Origin of the sequence: Haladaptatus caseinilyticus (assembly GCF_026248685.1) — an archaeon.
Lineage (GTDB): Archaea > Halobacteriota > Halobacteria > Halobacteriales > Haladaptataceae > Haladaptatus > Haladaptatus caseinilyticus.
The window spans coordinates 70,499-92,468 of record NZ_CP111042.1 but is presented as its reverse complement, the minus strand read 5'-3'; the positions used below and the strand labels follow the sequence as shown (position 1 = coordinate 92,468).

The 21,970-nt window shown below is 54.4% G+C and carries 19 protein-coding genes; 12 read left to right on the top strand and 7 right to left on the bottom strand.

From position 1 onward, the window contains the following. Window positions 1–76: 76 nt before the first annotated feature. From OOF89_RS22920 to OOF89_RS22905, 4 genes are all read left to right on the top strand, one after another. On the top strand, window positions 77–1,321 hold the full coding sequence (locus tag OOF89_RS22920; RefSeq protein WP_266083278.1) for a Zn-dependent hydrolase: 1,245 nt from the start codon (window positions 77–79) through the stop codon (window positions 1,319–1,321). Further along, window positions 1,318–2,331 (top strand): threonine ammonia-lyase, encoded by a 1,014-nt coding sequence (locus OOF89_RS22915; RefSeq protein ID WP_266083277.1) that lies wholly within the window; start codon window positions 1,318–1,320, stop codon window positions 2,329–2,331. Before OOF89_RS22920 ends, OOF89_RS22915 begins: the two co-directional genes overlap by 4 nt. A 77-nt stretch (window positions 2,332–2,408) precedes the next feature. Then, complete coding sequence (locus OOF89_RS22910) at window positions 2,409–4,004, top strand: N-acyl-D-amino-acid deacylase family protein (RefSeq protein WP_266083276.1); 1,596 nt, start codon at window positions 2,409–2,411, stop codon at window positions 4,002–4,004. An 86-nt stretch (window positions 4,005–4,090) separates the two neighbouring features. Then, entirely contained in the window at window positions 4,091–5,620 is a 1,530-nt protein-coding gene (locus OOF89_RS22905) for a M81 family metallopeptidase (protein WP_266083275.1), read from the top strand. A gap of 107 nt (window positions 5,621–5,727) precedes the next feature. Here the strand turns inward: OOF89_RS22905 and OOF89_RS22900 are convergent, their stop codons facing one another. The 6 genes from OOF89_RS22900 to OOF89_RS22875 all read right to left on the bottom strand — a co-directional run bounded on the left by OOF89_RS22900 (window position 5,728) and on the right by OOF89_RS22875 (window position 12,308). Continuing rightward, on the bottom strand, window positions 5,728–6,876 hold the full coding sequence (locus OOF89_RS22900) for an ABC transporter ATP-binding protein (protein WP_266083274.1): 1,149 nt from the start codon (window positions 6,874–6,876) through the stop codon (window positions 5,728–5,730). Beyond that, window positions 6,869–7,954 (bottom strand): ABC transporter ATP-binding protein, encoded by a 1,086-nt coding sequence (locus OOF89_RS22895; RefSeq protein WP_266083273.1) that lies wholly within the window; start codon window positions 7,952–7,954, stop codon window positions 6,869–6,871. The genes OOF89_RS22900 and OOF89_RS22895 overlap by 8 nt, the downstream gene beginning before the upstream one ends. Before the next feature lies 1 nt (window position 7,955). Next, on the bottom strand, window positions 7,956–8,897 hold the full coding sequence (locus OOF89_RS22890) for an ABC transporter permease (protein ID WP_266083272.1): 942 nt from the start codon (window positions 8,895–8,897) through the stop codon (window positions 7,956–7,958). A gap of 3 nt (window positions 8,898–8,900) precedes the next feature. Next, a complete protein-coding gene (locus OOF89_RS22885) occupies window positions 8,901–9,884 on the bottom strand; it encodes an ABC transporter permease (protein WP_266083271.1) in 984 nt (327 codons plus the stop codon). A gap of 20 nt (window positions 9,885–9,904) precedes the next feature. Further along, window positions 9,905–11,638, bottom strand: a complete 1,734-nt coding sequence (locus OOF89_RS22880) for an ABC transporter substrate-binding protein (protein WP_266083270.1) — start codon at window positions 11,636–11,638, stop codon at window positions 9,905–9,907. 169 nt (window positions 11,639–11,807) lie between these two features. Next, entirely contained in the window at window positions 11,808–12,308 is a 501-nt protein-coding gene (locus tag OOF89_RS22875; protein ID WP_266083269.1) for a hypothetical protein, read from the bottom strand. A 90-nt stretch (window positions 12,309–12,398) separates the two neighbouring features. Between OOF89_RS22875 and OOF89_RS22870 the strand changes: the two genes are divergently transcribed. From OOF89_RS22870 to OOF89_RS22840, 7 genes are all read left to right on the top strand, one after another. Further along, a complete protein-coding gene (locus OOF89_RS22870) occupies window positions 12,399–13,178 on the top strand; it encodes a hypothetical protein (protein ID WP_266083268.1) in 780 nt (259 codons plus the stop codon). Window positions 13,179–13,383: 205 nt separating this feature from the next. Next, window positions 13,384–13,737: a hypothetical protein gene (locus tag OOF89_RS22865; protein WP_266083267.1), complete on the top strand. Its 354-nt coding sequence runs from the start codon at window positions 13,384–13,386 to the stop codon at window positions 13,735–13,737. Between the two features lie 220 nt (window positions 13,738–13,957). Beyond that, window positions 13,958–15,553 (top strand): N-acyl-D-amino-acid deacylase family protein, encoded by a 1,596-nt coding sequence (locus OOF89_RS22860; RefSeq protein ID WP_266083266.1) that lies wholly within the window; start codon window positions 13,958–13,960, stop codon window positions 15,551–15,553. After that, window positions 15,550–16,686, top strand: a complete 1,137-nt coding sequence (locus tag OOF89_RS22855; RefSeq protein WP_266083265.1) for a mandelate racemase/muconate lactonizing enzyme family protein — start codon at window positions 15,550–15,552, stop codon at window positions 16,684–16,686. Before OOF89_RS22860 ends, OOF89_RS22855 begins: the two co-directional genes overlap by 4 nt. Window positions 16,687–16,804: 118 nt before the next feature. Beyond that, a complete protein-coding gene (locus OOF89_RS22850; protein WP_266083264.1) occupies window positions 16,805–17,860 on the top strand; it encodes a DUF1611 domain-containing protein in 1,056 nt (351 codons plus the stop codon). Next, window positions 17,857–18,912 carry a dipeptide epimerase gene (locus OOF89_RS22845; RefSeq protein WP_266083263.1) on the top strand — a complete coding sequence of 352 codons (1,056 nt, stop codon included), beginning with the start codon at window positions 17,857–17,859 and terminating at the stop codon, window positions 18,910–18,912. Before OOF89_RS22850 ends, OOF89_RS22845 begins: the two co-directional genes overlap by 4 nt. A 1-nt stretch (window position 18,913) precedes the next feature. Then, window positions 18,914–19,081, top strand: a complete 168-nt coding sequence (locus OOF89_RS22840; RefSeq protein WP_266083262.1) for a hypothetical protein — start codon at window positions 18,914–18,916, stop codon at window positions 19,079–19,081. Window positions 19,082–19,289: 208 nt separating this feature from the next. Here the strand turns inward: OOF89_RS22840 and OOF89_RS22835 are convergent, their stop codons facing one another. Beyond that, on the bottom strand, window positions 19,290–19,424 hold the full coding sequence (locus tag OOF89_RS22835; protein ID WP_266083261.1) for a hypothetical protein: 135 nt from the start codon (window positions 19,422–19,424) through the stop codon (window positions 19,290–19,292). A 1,189-nt stretch (window positions 19,425–20,613) separates the two neighbouring features. Between OOF89_RS22835 and OOF89_RS22830 the strand changes: the two genes are divergently transcribed. Then, entirely contained in the window at window positions 20,614–21,813 is a 1,200-nt protein-coding gene (locus OOF89_RS22830; RefSeq protein WP_266083260.1) for an epoxide hydrolase family protein, read from the top strand. Window positions 21,814–21,970: the final 157 nt, after the last annotated feature.

Below are 21,970 nucleotides of genomic sequence, written 5' to 3'. Positions count from 1 at the left end.
GGATGCGCGTGCTAAATAACACCTCCTTTCATGGGAGGTGGCGGAATCAAAACCCTTGGATACGATTCTACACCAGATGTCACTGACAGTATCTAACGAGCGCTTCCGCAGACGTTTCACCACGTTCAACGAAATCGGTGCGACGAACCGCGACGGCGTAAACCGGCCGTCGTTATCCAGTGCGAATCAGGAGGCACGAGAAACACTTGTCGAGTGGTTCGAAGAAGCGAATCTCGATGTGACTGTCGATGAGATGGGGAACCTCTTTGCCCGCCGAGCCGGTGCAAACGATGCGCTCAATCCGGTACTGATTGGGTCACATATCGATAGTCAGTACAATGGTGGCCGCTACGATGGTGTTATCGGTGTCCTTGGTGCACTCGAAGTCATCGAAACGCTGAACGCCGACGGTATTCAGACGGAACGGCCGATCGAGGTAGTCGCGTGGAGCAACGAAGAAGGAGTACGATTCCAACCGGATATGCTGGGGAGTGGAGTCTTCGCTGGCGAGTTCGACCTTGAATATGCGTACACCCGAGAAGATAAAGAAGGGAAAACGTTCGGTGAGGAACTCGAACGCATCGGGTACAAAGGAGACGAGCCATGTGAGCCAAGAGATCTTCATTGTTACTTCGAACTGCACGTCGAACAAGGACCACAGCTCAGTGAAAGCGGTCTGAGCGTTGGTGTCGTCGGGGGAGTCTATGGATTCGTGTGGATGAACGCTGCATTCACTGGAAGTGCAGACCACGCCGGGCCAACGCCGATGCATCTCCGCCACGACGCCCTCGTCGCGACGAGCGATGTCATCGAATCGGTTCGGCGTATCACGAGCACCGGTGGTGACGACCTCGTGGGGACTGTGGGATCGATAGACGTGCATCCGAATTCGATTAACGTTATTCCCGAACGGGTCGATTTTACTCTGGATTTCAGATCCTACGACAACGACATCGTTGATCACGCAACAGAACAGATACAGCGTGAAATCGAGCACGCTGCCAACCGAGAAAACGTCGAGATGGAGTACGAGGAGATCATGCGTGTCGACGCCGAACCCTTCGATGACGAATGTATCGAAACCGTTGAGCGGGCGGCCGACGCGGTCGGAACGAAGTATATGCGGATCGTCAGCGGGGCAGGCCACGACGCAAACTATCTAAACGAGATCTGCCCGACGAGCATGATATTCGTCCCCAGCGTCGATGGGATCAGCCACACAGAAGACGAATACACCGAATGGGCGGACGTGGTTCGAGGTGCGGACGTACTCCTCCATGCAGTTCTTGAAAAGGCAAAAACGGACGGGGACGAACAATGACCGAATACGACCCAATCGACTCACCCGACGCAACGACCATTTTCCCGTACCACGACCTTACGGCCCCGACACCCGCGGATGTATACAAAGCGCGGAACATCGTGCGACGCTATCTTCCACGAACGCCGCTCGTTCGGAGCGAAACCCTCTCCAATGTGACGGATGCAGATGTGTATCTGAAACGTGAGGATACGCTCCCGACAGGCGCGTTCAAAGTTCGCGGGGGCGTCACCATCGGTCATCGACTCGAAGACGAATTCCGTGATGCCGGTCTCATCGCTGCTTCGACGGGAAATCACGGTCAATCCGTTGCGTACGCTGGACGGGAGTTCGACGTCCCAGTGACTGTCGTAGTTCCGGAAAACCCGAACCCTGAAAAGGTCGCAGCGATGGAGACGTTCGGTGCAACTGTCGTCGAACACGGTGCTGATTACGACGACGCACGAGAGTGGGCCGAGGAGCGTGCAGCAGAGGAGGGCTATCGGTATGTCCACTCGGCGAACGAACCCGATCTTATCGCTGGCGTCGGTACCGCCGGATTAGAAATACTGGAGGATCTCCCGGAAGTTGACACGGTTGTCTGCCCCGTCGGGGGTGGAAGCAGTGCTGCTGGCTATTGCCTCTCGGTCGGTGCACTCGGGAATGCGAAAGTCATCGGTGTCCAGTCGGAGGGCGCGGATGCAACCTATCGTGCCTTTAACGAAGGACATCTCGACCCCAGGGAACAGGTCACCACGATGGCCGAAGGGATCGCCTCACGTGTTCCGTTCGCGCTCACCACGGAGATCATGCGTGAACGCCTCGCCGATATGCGACTCGTGAGCGAGGAAACTATTCAAAAGACGATTCGGACGATGTTCGCCAACGAGCGGCTCATTGTGGAAGGGGCCTCATCCGCCGCACTCGGTGCAGTGCAAGAGATGAACGTTTCCGGAAGCACCGTCGTCGTGCCCGTTTCAGGGCGCAATCTCTCGACGACGAAACTCCACTACGCTGTCGACGACGGCTAACTCCCGCTTGCATAGGATTGCTACCCCCGTTCATACGCGGTAGCCTGTTTTTTTGCAATGCTCAGAAAGGTACGTGCATGACTGACCTCCTCATCGAGGATGCGAAAATCGTGGATGGAACAGGAGCCCCATGGTTTCATGGTGCGGTTGGAGTTACTGATGACAGAATTACTGATATCTACCGTACCACTGATCCTGATATCGACGCGACGACGACGCTGACTGCAGATGGTCGCGTCGTATGCCCAGGGTTCGTCGATACGCACTCTCACTCTGATATCGAACTATTCGACGATCCAACGCTCGCACCGAAAGTTCGACAGGGAATCACGACCGAAATACTCGGGCAAGACGGATTTTCGATGGCACCGATGTATCGAGAAGGAGGCGCCGAGGAGTGGGCGAAGCAACTCGGGGCGCTCGCCGGACAGACGGACATGGTGTGGAGTTGGGGCAGCGTCGGCGACTACTTGGACGCCGTCGAGGAGTCGGGAGTAGCACTAAACACCGCTCTTCTTGTTGGGCATGGAACGGTTCGATTCAACGTCTTGGGGATGGACAGTCGCGACCCGACGGACGAAGAACTCGAGGAAATGGCCGACTTAGTGACAGAGGCACTGGAGGATGGTGCCGTTGGCTTCTCGACTGGCCTTATTTACACTCCCTGTACCTACGCCGGGACACACGAGGTTCAGGAACTTGCTGCTCGACTCGGACCGTACGGACGCCCCTTCGTCGCTCACATTCGGAGCGAAGGAAGATGGATTTGGGATGCCTTCGACGAATTCGTGGATATCGGGGCCGAAGAAGGAATTCCCCTGCATCTTTCACACTTCAAGATGGGTGGCCCCGAGCAACACGGGAAGGTGAACCGGGCGACGTCGCTTATCGAAGCGGCACGCGAACGAGGTGTGGATTTTACTGCCGAACAGTACCCCTACACCGCGGGAAGTACGATGTTATCGGCCGTTCTCCCACCTTGGGTTCATGCGGAGGGTCCGGAGGGAACGCTCGAGTATTTGAACGACGACGATGCCCGCGAGCGGATTCGCCAAGATATCACCGAGTGGCGCATCAGCGGATGGGAGAACATCGGTGCACTCTCCGGGTGGGACAACGTCGTAATCGCGAACGTCGAAAGCGAGGAGAATATCGAAATCGAAGGGGCAAGCGTCGCTGAAATCGCCAACGACCGAGATATTGAACCGGTCGATGCAGTGTGTGAGCTCCTCGTCGAGGAAGAACTCAGTGTGAGCATAACCCTACACATGCTCGACGAGAACGACGTGCAAGAAATCCTTTCGTTTGAGCGGGTATGCGTTGGAACGGACGGGCTTTTCGGAGGGAAGCCGCACCCACGCGTGTACGGTTCTTATCCACGCATTCTCGGGACATACGTCCGCGAAAAGAATCTTCTCACACTGGAGGAAGCGATTCGCAAAATGACCTCGCTCCCTGCTCGGGCGATGGGTCTTGACCACAAGGGCGTCATCCGACCAGGGATGGACGCTGACCTCGTCGTCTTCGATCCCGTTCGAGTCGAGAGTCGCGCCACGTTCGAAAATCCGCGACGGTATCCCAAGGGAATTGATCACGTCCTCGTCAACGGAGAATTTGCCGTTTGTGGAGGCGAGATGACTGAAAACCGTCCTGGCTGTGCCATCAGAAAGTAGTCAAATATCTCGGTGAGCAGTTCGCGTCGGAGTTCCCCTCCATGAGAGGGAGTGTCTTTAATCATCGGTCTGCTAAATCGTCGCATATGTCTGACGAGCTAGTACTCGTAGGAGATTTCTCACACGAGACGAATACATTCGCGACGACACCGACTGACCGGCCGAAGTTTCAGGAGCGGCGTGAGTACTTAGGGGAACAAGTCGACCACAAGTTGCGAGAAACGAACACCGCTGTCGGCGGGGCAATAGATGTCGCGGAGAATGAACAAATCGAACTCGTCCACACGGTCGCGGCGTCAGCCACTCCTGGGGGAATCGTCCCCCAAGAAACGTACGACTTCTATTGCAACCAAATTCTTGACGCTGTCGAAAAGCACCGCGACGCTCTCGATGGCGTTCTGCTCTGCCTCCACGGAGCGATGGTCCCTGAGGGGATGGAGGACGGCGAGGGCCCCCTCGTAACGAAGACCCGAGAAATAGTCGGCGATGGCGTCCCCATCGTGGTGACGCTCGACCTACACGGAAACATCACCGACCAGCTCGTCGAAGAGGCGGACGCACTCGTCGCCTACGAATCGTACCCACACATAGATATGGGAGACACCGGCCGCCGGGGAATGCGCATTCTCACCGAAACGATGCGTGGAGAAACCGATCCGACGATGCATATCGAACGCCCGCCGGTGCTCGCGATGGGGCCACTTCAAAATACCCTTGAAGGGCCGATGGCCGAGGTGATGGCAAAAGCCCGCGAGTACGAAGAGCGCGACGAGATCTGGAAGGTGAACGTGTTCCCTGGGTTCCATCAAGCAGATATCCCCTCGATGGGGTTCTCGATACCGGTCGTCGCAGATGGGGACACAGACGCGGCAAAAGCGGTCGCCCGCGAACTTGCGGAGTATATTTGGAACCGACGTGAAGACTTCGTCGGAGATTTCCCAACTCCACCCGAAGCGGTCGCAGAGGCGCAACGTGCGGCCGCGGATCTCGACGCCGAAGATGGTCCGATCGTGATGGCAGACGTGGGTGATAACCCCGGCGGCGGCGGCGCTGCAGATGGAACGACAGTCCTGCGCGAAATGATAGACCAAGAGTTGACGAACGCAGGCTTTGCCATCATGCACGACCCAGACGTCGTCGCCGACTGCGTCAACGCCGGCGTAGGTGAGCACATCACCGTAACCATGGGTGGCAAAACAGACGACCTACACGGAGAAGCAATCGAGGACGTTGATGGGTATGTTAAAGCCATAACCGACGGCGAGTTCGTCAACACTGGCCCGATGGGAACGGGGAGTGAGAACCATCTCGGCACAGCGGTACACCTAAAATGTGGCCACGAGAACGGAGTGAGCGTCATTGTCACCAAGAACCGACTGCAGCCACTCGATGCCGAAATATGGCGACACGTCGGCATCCAACCCGAACGACTCGACGTGTTGGTCGTCAAGAGCACGAATCACTATCGTGCAGATTACGAACCACTGGCGAGTCGCGTCATTCCCATAAACAGCATCGGTCTCGTCGCAATGGATCCACGAAAATTCGATTTCAATCACATTCGGCGGCCGCAGTTCCCCCTTGACGACATGGACGATGGTGCATATCCACCATGAAAACCACTCACCGAACACTGAAAACAAATTTTCAGTGAATCTCTCTCCGACCCCATATCAGACCGGATAAAAGGGGAACCTTTTGAAGCGACGTCAACCACCCGAACTTAGTCGGCCCGAGCGTCCTGATCGGCTTGATTTTTTGCTGTCTCGTCCGAAGAGACGTGCTCGTGGGGCTTTTCCTTGGCAGTCTCAGGAACCTCCATTGCCTGAAGCTGCGTTTCGAATTCTGCGACGTCCTCTTCGTCATAATAGGCGTGACAAGCGACCCGTTTTTTGTCGCCGTATTCGGTAGTAATGGATCGCAACGGTGGGTCAATGTAATCACAGATGGCCTCCCGCTCCGGACACCGTCCCTTGAACCGACAACCGGACGGGAGGTTGATCGGGTCGGGAATGGATCCCTGAATTTCGACGTGTTCACGCTCCCGAAACGGATCCGGTTCCGGAGCGGCCCCGAGCAACGCTTTCGCATATGGATGAGTCGGATTCTGAATGACCGACTCAGTTTCCCCGAATTCGATTATGCGACCGAGATACATGATACCTATTCGGTCGCACACTTGCCTAAGAAGTGAAAGGTCATGGCTGATAAACAGGATAGTAAGTCCTAGTTCCTCGTTGAGTCGTTGAAGGAGGTTCAACACGCCTGCCCGAATGGACACATCGAGCATGGAAACGGGCTCGTCGGCGAGGAGGAAATCGGGTTCGAGAACGAGCGCACGAGCGATGGCCACTCGTTGTTTCTCCCCTCCCGAGAGCTGGTGTGGATACTGCTCAAAATACTGTTCTGGCGGCGTAAGTTCAGCGCGTTCGAGTGCTTCGTGCACCCGTTCGATCCGCTCCTCCGCGTTTCCGATATTATGTATCTTGAGCGGCTCGACCACCGTGTCGAAGACAGTTCGACGAGGATTAAGTGACTCGAAGGGGTCTTGGAAGATAATTTGGACATCGCGGCGGAACTGCTTGAGATCCGATCCCGTGATATTGGTCACATCTTTTCCGCGGTATCTGACCGTTCCATCCGTGGGTTCGAGCAGGCGGATGAGCGTCTTCCCGCAGGTCGTCTTCCCGCATCCTGATTCGCCAGCGAGACCGACGATTTCTCCCTCTGAAATTTGAAGATCAACTCCGTCGACGGCACGAACGTGTTTCTTCTCGCCAAAGAGACTGTCTATGAGCCCCTGTTGAGCGTCGAAGTACTGTTTTAACCCATCGCATTCCATGATGTACTCGGTTTGTGTACCATTAGTCATCGCTATAGCCCTCCAGACCGGATTGGTTTTTGTCCGTACGTTGCCACGTCTCGCGACGTTTCGACTCCCGTCGAATCATTTCGATCACGTCGTGTCGATAGCAGGCAGAATAGTGGTCTTCCCCCACCTCGTACAGCGGCGGATGATTCTCCGCACACTCGGAAACGGCAAACGGACATCGCTGCATAAACCGACATCCGCTAGGGAGATCCGCGATGGACGGCGGACTGCCGGGGATGCTGATGAGGTTTTGTTGTTCGCCACGGAGTGTCGGGAAGGCATTCTGAAGTCCCAACGTATACGGATTGAACGCATCTGAGAAAATATCCCTCAGATCGCCGTATTCCATGAGCTTGCCCGAATACATTACGCCAAGTCGGTTGCACGTCTCCGCGATGACGCTGATGTCATGAGAAATGATGATTACGGAGATACCGAGCTCGTCGCGAAGCTCTTTCAACCGTTTGAGAATCTGATCCTGGACGATGACGTCGAGCGCTGTTGTCGGTTCGTCCGCAATGATGAGATCTGGATCGAGTGCCAGCGACATAGCGATGTATGCGCGCTGTTTCATGCCGCCGGAGAACTGGTGGGGATAGTCGTCCATTCTATCCGGATCGAGACCGACGACCTCGAACAGTTCCGCTACTCGCTCACGTGCGTCCGCTTTGGAAACGTCGCGATGAGCCTGAATAGCCTCGATAATTTGACTGGAGATACGATGAACCGGGTTGAGTGCGTTCATCGCCCCTTGGCTGATGAGTGAAAGATGTTCCCAGCGGAGCGCATCCATCTCCCGCTTCGAGAGTTCCGTTAATTCGACGCCGCGAAAGCGGATTGAACCGGAGGCAACACGGCCGTTACTCGGGAGAAGGCTGAGGATGGCCTGCGCGACGGTGCTCTTTCCGCATCCGGACTCGCCGACGAGACCGAAAATCTCGTCTTCATCCACGGCGAAACTGATACCGTCTACAGCGGTGAGTTCACCGGAACTCGTGGTGTAGGTCACGTCGAGTTCCTCTGCCTCCAGCAGCGGTGCACCATCATCGAAGTCGAAGTTCGTTGTTGTTTGGTTCATGTTATGGCTCCCTGAGTTGTGGATTGACGATCTCCTCGTAGCCGCGACCGACAAGATACGCGCCCATTACGACGAGCGTAATCGAGAGGCCTGGTGGGAACACCCACCACCACGCTGTGCCGAACGACTGCGTCACGAACGCACGCTGGAGCATCACGCCCCAAGATGGGACGGACGGATCGCCGAACCCGAGGAATGCGATGCTGGCCTGAGCGACGATGGAATACCCGACCGCAATGGCCGCGTACAGCGCCGAAAGCGGGATGACGTTCGGCAGGATGTGAACCAGCATGATACGGAAGTCACTGGCACCGGCTGCCTGTGCGGCTTCGACGTACGGCCGTTCGCGAACGGTTAATACCTCTGAACGAACGACACGGGCGGTCGAGAGCCAGTACAGTAACGCGATACCGAGGATGATGTTCCAGACGTTCGCGCCCAATACCGTCACGAGGACAATGACAAACGGAATGAACGGGAGGCCGTAGAGGACGTCCACGAGACGCATGACGACTTCGTCGACCCAACCGCCGTAGTAGCCGGCGATGATGCCGACAGTGGTGCCAATGACGGCAACCATGAATGCACCTAGTATCCCAACGAACATCGCGATACGCGTACCGAGGAGGAGTTGGGATAGCACGTCGTGAGCTGCCTTCGTCGTTCCGAGTGGATGCGCGAGACTCGGCGACTGGAGGTCTGCCCATCCGCCGTTCGTGGTATAAAGACGTTCATAGGGGCCGTATGGGGCGATATAGGGCGCAATGAGCGCGATGACAATGTAGAACGCGATGATAGTGAGTCCAGCCATCGCCATCTTCGACTCGCTGAACACCCGTGCTTGCTCGATAGCCGATCGGCGGAGGTTTTGGACGAACCGCCGCCAACCCTGTTTCGTCTCTGTGACGGTCCGTTTCGCAGGTTGTGCAGTTTCTTCGCTCATGTGTTACTTCGCTCCTAAGGAAACGCGCGGATCGAGCACCGTGTATGCGATATCCGCGACGAAGTTCATCGTAATCACAATTATCGACAGTAGTGCGAATGCGCCTTGAGCCAACGGATAGTCGCTCCTGAGGGAGGCCTGAACCATTTCTCGTCCGAGGCCGGGCCAGGAGAACACCGTTTCAATGAGAACCTGACCCCCGACAGCAAAGCCGATCGCGATGGCGAACGCGGTAATCACCGGCAGGATAGCATTTCGTGCCGCGTGGTTGAACAGGATACGACGGTTGGACAGCCCTTTTGCCCGTGCTGTATCGATGTAGTCCTCCGAAAGAACCTCAAGGAGGTTGTTCCGCATCAGCAGTAGCGGTAATCCAGTGTAGTACGTACAGAGCGTAAACACCGGTAACGCCAAGTGATATAGGAAGTCGGGGCTGAGGAGTTTCCCAACGTTCCCCGTGTAGCTTGCGCTCACACTCCGCATTCCACCGAGAGGGAACATATCGAGGTGGAAGGCGAACACATATAGGACGACCATCCCGGTCCAGAATACGGGCAACGAGCGAATGAAAAGGACGACCAGCATGCCAGCGCGCTCCTTGCCCGTCCCACGAATCCATCCGAGGTGAGCACCGAAGAATACACCAAACGTGTACGAGATGAGGAACGCGGTGAGCATGAGGCTCATCGTGTTGATGAATCGATCCGCGATGATACTCGTCACCGGACGACTGTAGTAGAACGACCGTCCGAAGTCAAGCTGGAGGACGTTCTGCATGTACAGTAAGTACTGTTTCCAAATCGGCTCGTTGAGGCCGAATTGTTCGGCAACCTGCCGTTTTGCTTCCGGACTCATCCGGGGACTCATGATCGCGGACATCGGGCCACCGGGCACCATCCGAAACAGGAAAAACAAGATTGTGATGACGGTGAGCATCGATATCGCCATGAGTAGCAATCGTCGAATCAAATAGCGCTTTTCTATCATTGTTAGCGAAAGACGGGGGGTTAATTACCGGTCTTCCCCTCTGGATAGTACATATTGCCCTGTTCGTCCCAGACATATCCAGCATCCTTGAGAATTTCAACGGCACCCTCGGCACCATTTTTGAACATGGGAGTGTCGGAGTTATGCCAGAACTTGAGCGTCTTATTGATCGGGGATGTCGCTTTGTTCCCAAACCCACCATAAATTTCGTTGATGATGACTTCTTGTGCACTCATCACGAGGGCGTTTGCTGCCTGGCGGAAGGCAACATCGTCAAATGGTGGGTTCCGGGTGTTCATCCAGCAAGCTTGCCGACAATCGTCCGAGGTCTGAACAAGTGTGAGATGCTTCGTGTTCTTAGCCGCATCTTTGAGCGACGACGGGCTTCCGTGCCAGTAGTCGAGGAGGTCGTAGTCACCGTTTTTCATCGCCTCAACCTCGGCATCACGCGTCGCAAGGGGTTTCTGTACCCGTTTTTCGATATTCGGTGCAGCGAACGAGTGCTTCTTGAATGCTGGCATCTCGAATTTCGAACCTTGATCCCAAGTACCCCATTTAAATGGGCCACTCGCAACGATTGGGTTCTTATTACTGATGGAGACTTTCCACGGGGTCTTCTGGTTGCCTGTCTTCCGTAGTAATTTCGTCCAGTAATGTTTGGGGAGGATTGGCGTTAATCCAAGTGTCGTGGAAAGAAATGGGGCATATACTTCTTTCAGATTGAATTTCACGGAGAGATTGCCAGTTTTCTCGACACTCTTGACAACATCAACGACGTTGTTCGTATACGCCGGCGGCTCCGTGTCAAGGATGAGATTGAAGGTGTACACGACATCGTCAGCCGTGACCGGCTCGCCGTCATGGAAGGTCATTCCCTGCTTGAGATTAACGGTGAGCGTTGTATCGTCCTTCCACTCGTAGTCTTTTGCTGCCCACGGCGTCGGCTTTTGATTCTCATCAGGACGAATAAGGAAGTCGTGCATGAATCGTATCGGAGTCCAATTCCGACTCGGTCCAATGCCGTTGATGTGGAGCGGATTCAGCTGATCGGATGGATCCCAATTGTTCGTAACGATGGTTTTGCCCTGGTCGTTTTTGGGCTCCATCTGGGTGTAGTTCCAGATATTGCGAAGTCCGGTAACGGTAACGATGGTCGAATCTTCCTTGATCCGCTGGTTGTTGAACGTGTACGGATAAACGTTGTAGAGGAACTGATTTTCAGGACGTTGTTCACCGAGTATTTTCTGGCACTCGTGAACGAGTTCCTGCCGCTTCTTTTCATCAGTTTCCTTCCGCTGTTTCATCGCTAATTCATTGTATTTTTGATTATTGAACCCGTAGTCGTTCTCAGAGCCGTCTTTATAAAAGCGGTTAACGATGATACCATCGGGGTCACCGTTGTCTGCACACCAGTTGTAGGTGGTGAGATCGAATTTGCCATTGTCTTCTCGTGAAGTGAGGACGGTGATTTCGACCGGTTTCGTTTGAATTGGAACACCAAGCTTTTCTCGGAACCATTTGTCGACTACAACGTTCGCTTGGTACCGTTCAGCCCAATATTTCTCAGTATTGCTCAGGTGAACCTTCTTCCCGATTTTTCGGTTCTTCGGGAGGTCTTTGACTACCTTCTTATTCGAGGGACCATTGTTGCCGCCGTTGTTGTTGTTGGTACTACAGCCAGCAAGGCTAACGCTTCCGACTGCTGTGCCGGCAGCACCCATCTTTTTCATGAAGTTTCGCCGAGTGCTAGACATATGCAAACACATATCCGGAGTTTGGGCTTATACACACCACCTACTATGAAGGGCCACCATTATCCCCCAAAATTACACCTCCTACTTCGAAAATACTGGAACGTGGGGGTGTGGTTGTGTGTCAAAATAAGTCCGACAAAAAGCAAGAAGAGACGGGTATTTTTCAGATCTATATCAGATAGGCATTGAGTATTGTCAGGTTCTTTCCTAGTCCCTCAACAACCTCATTATGCCGTTCTAAGGCCCGACGTGCCCCGTCAAAGTGAGGTTGTGGGTCGGCTTCGACGGCGTCAGTTCCATCATTGACCAGCACAGTGAGATTGGACTCCACCGTATTCAACGCCTCTGACATTTCACCATGGAACGTCCACAAATGAGCGTTGTGTGCTTCGAGTTTCTCGACCACCTCATCTCGGTGACGAACCGCTTGATCAACAGATAGAAACTCAGCGTGGTCGACTAACTCATCGATATTCTCTCCTTCCGCCTCGAGTGCATACCCCAGTTCGTTCAGAGCGGCACGTTCGTGTTCGATATCGTCACGCGTCTCGTCGAATGAGTCGAGATCCCCGTTCTCGTACGCATTGAATTCAGTTTGGAACATCTCACGCCGTTCTTCGTCGCGATTACCGACCGCCTCTGCAGCATCGAGTACGTCCTGTAACCCCATGTGGTGACGGGAGCGGTCGAAGTGGCTTGAACCCACCCCCCAGCATAGTCGGTGGAGGCTTTACGGTTCCGAATACCCGAGTGGATGAGTATGCAATACCGGAATCCAGCACACACGGGGAGGAATCGGTGCTGGCCGTGTACAATCGTAAATCTTGGACTAGCCGCCCTCGGTGTCGGTGTCATTGCGAAGACCAGCCATCCCATCATCGCCGGCATCGCCGCTATCATGGGAGTGGTCGCAGTCGGATTTCGTGGATATTTGATTCCAGGAACGCCTCGGCTGACTCGCAAACTTCCTGAACCGATCCTTTCCCGGCTAGAAAAAGCAGAGTCCCCAACAAAACTCCCGACGGGAGAGAGGCTGATTTCGTCCGGAGTGCTCAACGACGACCTCTCTCTCAGTGCGCAAACGGCTGACCGCGTGTGTGAACGAACTCAGACTCTGATTGCAGACTCGGAGGTGCTAAAAGAGGCGGCAGTCGACGCTTTTCCAGGTGCCGTCGAAGCGTCGGTTCGTCGGTCACTGAGTGGCGGTGAAAACTGGTTCATCCATGATGTTGACGAGATGAGTATACGACAATGGAAGGCCCGACCGATAGCAGCAATCGACACTGCCAATGCGGAGTATCTTTCCACGATTCTTCCCGATTGGGAAGACCTTCAAAGCCGAGAACGACGTACGATGCTCTCATTACTACGGTACGGCGTTCCCAACTGCCCATCCTGCGAGAAGACTTTCAGTGAACCTGATGGCCCAGATGTCACCTGTTGTGGCGGTCGCTCGCTAGTCGGGAAACGACGATGTGAGCGCTGTGAATACGCACTTGTCGATCACAATGACCTACCATCAAAAGAGAGGGATGCGTAATGTGGGGACGACGGCTGTTCGCATTGCAGGTCGAATCCTCAGTGTTCTCGAAGGAGAGTCAGGCAAAGGGAGCTATCCCAGTCGGTCAGGATATCAAAATTTTCACCGGTGATAACACGTTCAAGATGCGATTCAGTTTTACCACGAGAGTGTCTGATTACCATCGATCCGAACGGTCTATAGACAAAAGTGAGGTGACTGTCTGATGCAAGATGGCGGCGAGGAGCGTCACACGGAATACGAAGGATGGACCATGCTCGGTTCAGACGGTCGAAAGAACCATCCAAAAGAGACCAATGACCCACAGGCTGTTTCGGAGGGAAACGATGACGACTGGGGTCCGCCACCGACGATGCGTGAACCCCTTCTACGGGATCGGATCCGAAATCGACTCAATGTCAGCCACCGTCAGTGGTACACAATCGAAGCGGTGCTGATCGCATCACCCTATCCTCTCTTTGTGGCCGTGTATCTCCTCTTTCCAATAAATGAGACCGCATTCCTTGCAGTGACACTTACGTACTCACTGGTGGCGATGTATGTCGGATTCGTCTCCTGAGTTCAGGATCGGCGACCGAGACATGCACCCAAATCCGGTCAACGACGACCCAAACGAGTAACGAGGGTCGAACTGCTGTCGATTTCCGTGACGCAAGTTTGGAGTGAAAATTTCCGTGCTTTGCAGTCGTCAAAAGCTATCTCTTTGAACGTAGCTAGGAGGAACGACCCCGTTCTTGTGCGGTGGCATACTTTAGGAACACGTTACCAATTAGCAACCGATGAGCTACGACGTAGTTTTCGAAGATGCACGAATAATCGACGGCACCGGGTCGCCGTGGTTCCGTGGCAAGGTCGCAGTAAATGATGGGCAACTCGGAGCCATCGGTCAGGTTGAAGACGATGCAGAAACCGTGGTGGACGTAGACGGCAGCGTCATTGCGCCAGGATTCATCGATATCCATACACACTCCGATTTCACGCTGCCAGCCAACCGTGATGCACATAGCAAGGTTAGACAGGGAGTTACCCTCGAAATTGTCGGTAACTGCGGGACAAGCGCCGCCCCGCGATATGGCTCGGCAGACCGGGCAATCGACGATTGGTTTGCGAGTAACGGACTCGCGAAAGAGGTCGATGCAAGTGAGTGGGAGTCGATGGCTGACTACTTTGATTTCCTCGAACGTGACGGCCTCTCGCTCTCCGTCGGTTCACTCGTCGGTCACGGCAACATTCGTGCCGCCGTCGTCGGCTATGAGGATCGTGCGCCGACGACGGCGGAACTCGACGAGATGCAAAGCCTCGTCGCAGAGGCTATGAAAAACGGCGCCGTTGGCCTTTCGACTGGGCTGTTCTACCCACCGGGATGCTACGCCAAAACCGACGAAGTCGTCGCACTCGCCGAAGTGGCCGCAGAGTATGGTGGGATCTATGCGACCCACATGCGTTCAGAGAGTGACGATCTCATTGGGAGCGTTGAGGAGACCCTGGAAATCGGTCGCCGTGCGGGTATCCCAGTCCAAGTTTCGCATCACAAGGCTGTCGGGCCGAAAAATTGGGGAAAGGTTCGATATACCCTTCGACGGATGGAACTTGCCCGCAAACGCGACGGTATCGAAGTCCAATGCGATCAGTATCCGTACATCGCGTCGTCGACCAGTCTCGGTGCGCTCTTACCCAATTGGGCACACGACGGGGGTGACGATGCACTCATGCAACGCCTTCGCGACAAGGAAAAGCGTGCTCGAATTCGGAAAGAGTTAGCCACTGATCGAACGAATGACTGGGACGGCATCCTCGTGACGAACGTTCAGAATCCTGATCTGCGAGAGTACCAAGGAAAGACGATTGCTGAACTCGCTGACCACGATGACGAAAACCGACCTCCCGCCGAGATATTACTTGATATCGTTCTGGAGGATGAAAACCGAACGATGCACGTCAACTTTGGGATGGACGAAGATGACGTCGAATACGTGATGCGTCACGACCTCACGATGGTCGGCAGTGACGGATCCTCACTTTGCCCGTGTGGCCCTTTGGGCGAAGGCGTTCCCCACCCCCGTAATTATGGCACGTTCCCGCACGTGCTCGGTAAGTACGTCCGAGAGGAGGAAGTCATCCCACTGGAGAAAGCCGTTCACAAGATGACCGGGATGCCCGCTTCCAGATTGGGGATCAAGGACAGGGGGGTTCTCAAGCAGGGCGCTCGTGCCGATCTCACTGTTTTCAATCCCGAAGCAATTCATCAGCCAGGTGACTTCCTCAATCCGGCCGTCTACCCCGTTGGCATCAAACACGTCCTCGTCAATGGGGAATTCGTCGTCAGGGACGGCAAGCACACCAGTGCACGACCTGGGGAGGTGATTCGACAGTGACAACCTGTGTGACGGCGGTCGAAACGATTCCAGTCTCCGTTCCAGCAGAGACTACGTACGAAACGAGTCTCTCGGTTGCAACGGGCGGACAAGGAGCGTATGACCATGTCCTCGTCAAAATAGAAACAGACGCGGGAGTCGTCGGTGTCGGCGAAATAGCACCATCGTCGACGTGGCCCCATGGTTTGACGCGCAGTGCCATAGTCGATTTACTCAGGGACATAATTGCCCCCGTTGTCGAGGGCGAGCCAATTCATCGAATACCACGTCTCGTCGATCGTATCGAACGAGAACTCTCGAGCGAACCCTTTCCACTTTACGGAATCGATGTGGCGTTACACGACGCACTGGGCAAGACGCTCGATTTACCCGTGTACGAACTATTGGGTGGTGCGCCTAACAACGAACCGATGATAGACCTCCATTACTCAGTAGGCATCAAACCCCCCGAAGAAGTGCGAAAAGAAGCACGTGAAGCGCGTGAGGCGGGATATACATCATTCAAAATCAAAGTAGGTGGGCCGGACTTCGAAATCGAACGAAACGCTGTCGCCGCGATCGCGGAGACAGTCCCTGATGCAAAAATTCGGATCGACGCGAATCAAGGATGGTCCGTCGCGGACGCCGTGACTCGAGTCCGCACACTCGATGAGGTTGCTAATGGACTGACACTGGTCGAGCAGCCGGTTCCGCACAGCGATATTGCGGGATTGAGACGGGTACGTGAGACGACTGGTGTTCCCGTTCTGGCTGACGAGTCCTGTTTCTCACCAGCTGATGTGGCGCGCCTCGCCCGCCACAACGCCTGCGACATTGTCAACATCAAACTTGCGAAAACGGGCGGGCTTGTCAGGGCTTGCGACGTAGCGGCTGTTGCCGATGCACATGGACTTCCCTGTTTCATGGGAAGTATGCTTGAACTCGGTGTCGGCGCCGCGGCCAACGCTCACTTCGCCGCCGCTTCACCTGTAGTTGTATATCCAACAGGCATTCTGAACGTTCACGCCGTCGATTTGCTAATCGAAGAGCGAGAACAGTGGACACCGGGCGGGAATACGTTTACTGTTCCCGACGCTCCCGGGTTAGGTGTGTCGCTGAACGAGGACGCTATCGAACGGTATCGAGTCGATTAGCATCTGATTTGGCGGAGGAAAATCCGCCGAATCCGAAGGGTAGCAACGGTGCATTTTCATTCCCCTTTATTGGAGGTGGTGCTGTTTTGGGCGAAAGTTACGGAGTAAGGGATACATCATGAACCTGCGAGAATCGTTTGGCGTTTCTGTCCCGACACTCGTCCTCGCGGAGGGCGAGTTCGGCAAGACAGGTGGGAAAACCGCCAACGGGGTCGTAATGCATAGCGAAGTGTTTGAAACCAGAGCAATCGTAGACTCTGAAACTGCCGGACAAAGTCCTACCGACGTCTTAGGAAAGGCCGATGCACCCGACGTACCCGTCGTCGAATCCGTCGAGGATGCACTCGATATCGCACCGGAGGCGGAGGTTCTGGTTATTGGTGTCGCTCCTGCTGGCGGTGAGCTACCCGATGCTTGGGTCGAAGACATCGAGAACGCTATCCGTAGAGGGTGTGATGTCGTTTCTGGCCTTCACGTTTTTCTCGGGGAGGACGAGCACTGGTCGTCGTTAGCCGACCAACACGACGTCCGAATTTTCGATGTCCGCAAACCACCCGCGACCGATAAACTACGCGTCGGTGACGGATCCGTGGACGATATCGACTCCCAGGTAGTGCTTACACTGGGGACGGACTGTGCCGTCGGTAAGCGGACAACAACGGTCGAACTCTACAGAGCTGCCTGCAAAGCAGGGTGGAACGCTGGATGGGTTGCCACCGGTCAGACCGGGATTATGGTGGGTGCACACGAAGGTATCGTCGTCGACAGAGTTCCTGCCGACTTCACTGCCGGAGTCGTAGAAGATATGGTGAAGGCAGTCGCCCAAGATCACGATGTCGTCTTTGTAGAGGGACAGGCGTCTCTTACCCATCGCGCATATTCGAGTGTGACACTAGGAGTCCTTCATGGATCGTGGCCCGATGCAATCGTTCTCGCCGATGATCCCAACCGAACAGAGCGAACCCACTTCGAACGTCTTTCAGTTGATGGGATTGAGAAGGAAAGAATGCTCGCAGAAGAACTATCAGACGCATCGGTCGCTGGCATCTCTACGTGGGGTGATCCCGAAATCCAACAACTGCGCCACGGCCTAATTTCTGCGAACGTCTACGATGAATCGGGAGCAGACAAACTCTTCGACGCCATCGAAGACGCACTCGAGGCGAGAGTATGAGTGAAATTATTTCTATATCGGTAGAAGCGCTCGATCTGCCACTCGCTGAACCGTTCGAAATATCTCTCGGAACGCAACACGAGGCGTCGAACGTACTCGTTACTGTCGAGACTGCCGACGGAACCACAGGGTACGGTGAGGGTTCGCCATTACCGCCGGTCACTGGTGAGACCCAAACAACAGCCATCGAGGCGGCACGGTCGATGGCTACCATCGTTAAAGGTCGTCTAACGAGTAACTACCGTTCGGTCATTCAAGATGTTCGTCAAACGTTTCCCAAAACACCGTCAGCGACCTTTGCTGTCGAAACGGCTATTCTCGATGCGTACTGCCGTGAGCGCGAAATGCCACTCTCGGAACTATTCGGCAGCACACCGAGATTGGTTGAAACCGACATGACAATCCCCATCCTTCCCCGCAGCGAAGCAGCCGAGCGAGCAGCTAGTGCAGCTAATGTGGGCTACGAACATCTCAAAATAAAAACTGGAAATGATGTGAGTGAAGACGTCGAACGCGTCTCAGCCATCCACGATGCCGTTCCGGACGCTGCACTCAAAATAGACGCGAATCAGGGATGGACGCCTAAAGAGACCACCTGGTTCGCGGATCGTGTCGCTAACCGCGGTATCCACCTTGAATTAATTGAACAACCAGTTCCTGCAACCGATGTTACTGGACTCGCCGATACCTGCCGCCGTGTCGATGTTCCCATCGCTGCTGACGAAACTGTCTTCACGCCACAAGATGCAATGCGAGTCGTGTCCGAGAATGCCGCAGACATCATAAACGTGAAATTGGGGAAGTCAGGACCGCTTGCGACTGCAGATATTATTGCTATCGCTCAAGGTGCAGATACAGACCTCATGATCGGTTGTATGCTCGAAAGTGCTATTGGGATCCATACGAGTGCACACATCGTCGCTGGTACTGACGCGTTCTCCTATGTCGACCTTGATGGAAATCGCCTCCTCGAAAATGACACTATTCCCATAAGAGACGGTCCAATCCATGAGATAACAGGCCCAGGACATGGTGTGACACCGGAGTTGTAGATTGGCCGAAAGTGCTTACCGTGAGGCAAGCCGAATCGGCAATCCGTCTTCCATCTGCATCGTAATCTCTGGCCCGAACGAAAGCGAGGAATACAAGCGTCGCCTCAAGCCGGGCAAAATCACGGCTGGCGAAGACGAGAGCATTACGGAGGAGATTACGGTGTCGTAATCACCACCGAGCAACCAACCGTAACCGACGATCTCTAAGAGATGAGGAGGGGGTGCAAGTTGCACCCCCTCTGATGGTGGAATGAACGGTTGGCTACTGTGGGGTGTAATTGCTTCTTCTTCTCTTCGCGACCTGAAGAGAAGAAATGAAGCAGTCTAGCTGATTACACTGGTTGTCTGGAGATGATTACGACAGTGTAATCAGTTCGCTATCGCCGGTCGAGAATCGGGTCTTTATGGGCGACAACCTTGGCCATGATCGCGTCGGCGTGGTCCTTGTCAACGCCGTTCGTTGCTGCCAACAGTAGCGATTTCCTCTGAACGACGATTTCTACGGAGTTCACCAGCGACACATGATTTCACAAGAGTATGCGCCGATAGAGATGAGGTTGTTTACTCTCCAGGTGGCTGTGCTACAGTACGAGCACAATTAACTCGATGACGGAATTCCCATCGACGATATCCGCTAGAATGGTACAAAAGCATTGAAATAAACCATAAGGCGGCAGAAGGTTTACTAGAGCGGCGACCATTGACTTCATTGAAGACACAGGCACGGAGGGCGTTACACTGTCGTAACGCCCTCCCACGGACGGGCGTAACACCACCGCCCCAACAGTATCCACGGAGATGAGGAACGGACGCAAATTGCGTCCGTTCTAATGCGTAATTTTCACTCGGTTACTGTAGGGTGTAACGAATCCTTCTTTTCTCCTCGCGTTCGCGAGGCGAAAGAAGGACTCATTCTGTGTTACACTGGACGCTCAGTATGCATTACGACAGTGTAACGCTCGTGGCTGTCTACAAGTAGCACTTGAGACGAATATACTCTCGTTAGGAGAATCGTTCGTTGGCTACCGCGAAGGGACGGAACTCGCTCAGTTAGTAGTCAATACTAACCAGCAGTTCTCAAGGGGATTCCGTTCGCCCTCTTCCGACGAAGCGAACAAAATTCGGCCAAGACCATTGATATCAGCCTTCCGTTCGGTCGATGGTACCTGCTTACCACCATACGACAAGCGTGGAGAACTTCGAACGGGGCTATGAGACACTCTGCTAGATACTCTCCAACTGTGAGATTCACGTTTTTGTGAATTTCTAAAATATTGAGAATAGATTTGACGAGAACCACTGATAGAGGAGAATCAACGATCAGCAGGAACAATCCTGGCCCTGGGTGAGAAATGATCTGCAGATTGCTTCCTACACTAACTTACCAATCATGTCATAATTCAGTTGAAATTTATATTTCAGCCACATCTATTGCTCTACATGACATCTTTACTTTTTAGGGGGAGGGGAAGTCAGATGCCTAATAGGCAGATACTGTCATACCAAACCAATCAATTACATTGCCAATCCTCAAGAGTCATCCTTCTAGTCCCCAGTGACATCAATCTGGCCAAACATCACCTCCCCTCAGGCGAAGAAAGCAACGGAGATATGGTGGTGGTGGGGAAAGCTGACGTTCGGCTGTAGCCGACATGGCTCACCCTTCTGCAGCCACATCTACCGATCCAAGGAGTGAGAATAATGTCAACTTCAATTGAGGTTAAACCCTTTAGCATCGACGTTCCTGAAGAGCAACTTGACGACCTCCGCCGGCGCATCGCTGCCACGCGGTGGCCCGACGAGGAACCAGTCACGGATGAATCGCAAGGCGTCCAGCTCGCTACGCTTCAAGACCTCGCACGCTATTGGGAGACAGAATACGATTGGCGAACGTGCGAGGAAAAACTGAACGCCCTCCCGCAATTCAAAACCGAAATCGACGGGCTAGACATCCATTTCATTCATGTTCGTTCAGACCATGAAGAGGCACTGCCGCTCATCGCTACGCACGGATGGCCTGGCTCGATCCTCGAGTTTATGGAGGTAATCGAGCCGCTTACCGATCCCACTGAACATGGTGGTAACGCATCGGATGCGTTCCATCTGGTAATTCCGTCGATGCCGGGCTACGGGTTTTCAGACAAGCCGACCGAGACCGGCTGGGATCCTGGCCGCATCGCTCGTGCTTGGGTCGAGCTGATGAAACGACTGGGATACGAGCAGTTCGTGGCGCAAGGGGGTGATTGGGGTGCGGCTATCTGCGACGTGATGGCTATGCAGGAACCGCCGGAATTGCTTGGCATCCACTCCAATATGCCGTCTACTGTTCCACCCGACGTGTCAAAGGCGCTTGTGCGCGGCGATCCGGCACCGTCCGATCTCTCAGACGACGAACGTCGGGCGTACGAGCGGCTGAACGAGTTCTTTACGAAGGACATAGGATATGCAATCGAGATGGGAACGCGTCCACAGACGCTCTACGGACTGTCGGATTCGCCCGTCGACCTGGCAGCGTGGATGCTCGACCACGACATTCGCAGTTACGAGCGAATCGCAGGCCTTTTCGACGGTCAACCGTTCGGCGCCATCACCCGAGACGATATCCTCGACAACATCACGCTCTACTGGCTGACGAACACGGGAGTTTCTTCGGCTCGTCTCTACTGGGATACGCTTTACGAAGGAGAGGGACGCTTCTTTGATGCTGTCGACGTCTCCATCCCGGCTGCTGTAAGCATCTTCCCTGACGAAATTCATCCAGCCCCGCGGAGTTGGACAGAGCAAGCCTATCACGACCTCATCCATTACAACGAGCTCGACGAAGGTGGGCACTTTGCGGCCTGGGAAGTACCAGAGCTATTGGCGTCTGAGGTCCAAGCAGCATTCAGACCACTCCGCTAGTCAGAGCGAACGGCGGGCACATCCTGTGCCCACACCTTTCTGCCAGACACGATATCATCGATGTCACGAGCGAGTGATTTCACCGAATACTGAGACAGACAAACACCGGTAGAAGAGGCGCTAAATTATACAGTGACAAAACACGAGAAGTACCGTG

What these genes read in the sequence shown, in the direction of transcription:
- OOF89_RS22865 (WP_266083267.1), top strand. Translation starts at nt 13,384, where the DNA reads ATGCAAGATGGCGGCGAGGAGCGTCACACGGAATACGAAGGATGGACC.
- OOF89_RS22830 (WP_266083260.1), top strand. Translation starts at nt 20,614, where the DNA reads ATGTCAACTTCAATTGAGGTTAAACCCTTTAGCATCGACGTTCCTGAA.
- OOF89_RS22885 (WP_266083271.1), bottom strand. Translation starts at nt 9,884, where the DNA reads ATGATAGAAAAGCGCTATTTGATTCGACGATTGCTACTCATGGCGATA.
- OOF89_RS22920 (WP_266083278.1), top strand. Translation starts at nt 77, where the DNA reads ATGTCACTGACAGTATCTAACGAGCGCTTCCGCAGACGTTTCACCACG.
- OOF89_RS22890 (WP_266083272.1), bottom strand. Translation starts at nt 8,897, where the DNA reads ATGAGCGAAGAAACTGCACAACCTGCGAAACGGACCGTCACAGAGACG.
- OOF89_RS22905 (WP_266083275.1), top strand. Translation starts at nt 4,091, where the DNA reads ATGTCTGACGAGCTAGTACTCGTAGGAGATTTCTCACACGAGACGAAT.
- OOF89_RS22850 (WP_266083264.1), top strand. Translation starts at nt 16,805, where the DNA reads ATGAACCTGCGAGAATCGTTTGGCGTTTCTGTCCCGACACTCGTCCTC.
- OOF89_RS22845 (WP_266083263.1), top strand. Translation starts at nt 17,857, where the DNA reads ATGAGTGAAATTATTTCTATATCGGTAGAAGCGCTCGATCTGCCACTC.
- OOF89_RS22915 (WP_266083277.1), top strand. Translation starts at nt 1,318, where the DNA reads ATGACCGAATACGACCCAATCGACTCACCCGACGCAACGACCATTTTC.
- OOF89_RS22875 (WP_266083269.1), bottom strand. Translation starts at nt 12,308, where the DNA reads ATGGGGTTACAGGACGTACTCGATGCTGCAGAGGCGGTCGGTAATCGC.
- OOF89_RS22870 (WP_266083268.1), top strand. Translation starts at nt 12,399, where the DNA reads ATGCAATACCGGAATCCAGCACACACGGGGAGGAATCGGTGCTGGCCG.
- OOF89_RS22860 (WP_266083266.1), top strand. Translation starts at nt 13,958, where the DNA reads ATGAGCTACGACGTAGTTTTCGAAGATGCACGAATAATCGACGGCACC.
- OOF89_RS22900 (WP_266083274.1), bottom strand. Translation starts at nt 6,876, where the DNA reads ATGACTAATGGTACACAAACCGAGTACATCATGGAATGCGATGGGTTA.
- OOF89_RS22895 (WP_266083273.1), bottom strand. Translation starts at nt 7,954, where the DNA reads ATGAACCAAACAACAACGAACTTCGACTTCGATGATGGTGCACCGCTG.
- OOF89_RS22910 (WP_266083276.1), top strand. Translation starts at nt 2,409, where the DNA reads ATGACTGACCTCCTCATCGAGGATGCGAAAATCGTGGATGGAACAGGA.
- OOF89_RS22880 (WP_266083270.1), bottom strand. Translation starts at nt 11,638, where the DNA reads ATGTCTAGCACTCGGCGAAACTTCATGAAAAAGATGGGTGCTGCCGGC.